The organism is Kitasatospora sp. NPDC023120, assembly GCF_055560835.1.
The window spans coordinates 1-1,032 of the sequence record NZ_JBVHHY010000123.1; the positions used below are offsets into that span (position 1 = coordinate 1).

The following is a 1,032-nucleotide window of genomic DNA, read 5'->3' on the forward strand; positions in this document are numbered from 1 at the left end:
GGCGGGAGTGATCGTCTGGGAGGTGAACGTCGACTCCACGATCTGCCGGGCCCACCAGCACGCCGCGGGAGCCCGACGGGACGGGGCCGCCCAGAAGGAGCCGCCGGGCGGGGTGAGCGAGGAGCCCGCGGATCACGGGCTGGGCCGGTCGCGAGGCGGATTCACGACGAAGATCCATCTGGCGTGCGAGCAACGCCAGAGACCGTTGTCCCTACTTGTCACGGCGGGCCAGCGCGGGGACTCGCCGCAGTTCATGGCGGTGCTGGAAGCGATCCGGGTACCCCGGACCGGCCCGGGTCGACCTCGTAGCCGCCCGCTTCGGGTGCGCGGCGACAAGGCATATTCGTCCAAGGCCAACCGTGCCTACCTGCGCAGACGCGGCATCCGATGCACCATTCCGGAGCCGGCCGACCAGATCCGCAATCGCAAGCGACGGGGCGCGAGTGGTGGGCGTCCACCCAGGTTCGATCGCGAGGACTACAAGGCCCGGCACGCCGTCGAGTGCGGCATCAACCGTCTGAAGCGGAACAGGGCCGTGGCCACACGCTTCGACAAACTCGCCGTCCGCTTCGAGGCCGCCGTCCTCGTCGCCGCGATCAACGAGTGGCTCTGAGGTGGGAATCCTGTCGTCCAGGCATGCCATGCTGGCCGCGGTACGGGCCGAGGCGTCGCACGAGGGGAAAGTCTGGTGGCCGCTGACTACTACTGCGCCGACAGCGAGAACGGCGACCACATCGACGACCCGTCCGAAGACGCCATCTTCATGCTGGTCGACGATCTCAACGACACGGACAACACGTTCGTCGTGATCCAGCCCGATGAGGACGACCCCATCTGGTACGTCTCAGTCGCCGTTCTCGACGAGGGCGGATACGAGATCGTCCGCCGTGACACGAGCCGCCGGGAACACGACGTGGTCACCGAGACCAGCATCGGCACGATCGCTCGCGACCTCATCCTCTGGTTGGCCGCCCGAGACTTCCCCGGGCGGCCAACCAGGAACACCTTCAACGCCTTCTAAAACACGGCCTA

The 1,032-nt window shown here is 67.3% G+C and carries 2 protein-coding genes; both read left to right on the forward strand.

Annotated elements, in window-relative coordinates; translation table 11 throughout:
* Window positions 1-613, forward strand: a 613-nt coding sequence (locus tag ACZ3TI_RS41035) for an IS5 family transposase (RefSeq protein WP_465735711.1), incomplete at its 5' end; no start/stop codon positions are given.
* 75 nt (window positions 614-688) lie between these two features.
* Window positions 689-1,021 carry a hypothetical protein gene (locus ACZ3TI_RS41040; protein ID WP_465735713.1) on the forward strand — a complete coding sequence of 111 codons (333 nt, stop codon included), beginning with the start codon at window positions 689-691 and terminating at the stop codon, window positions 1,019-1,021.
* Window positions 1,022-1,032: the final 11 nt, after the last annotated feature.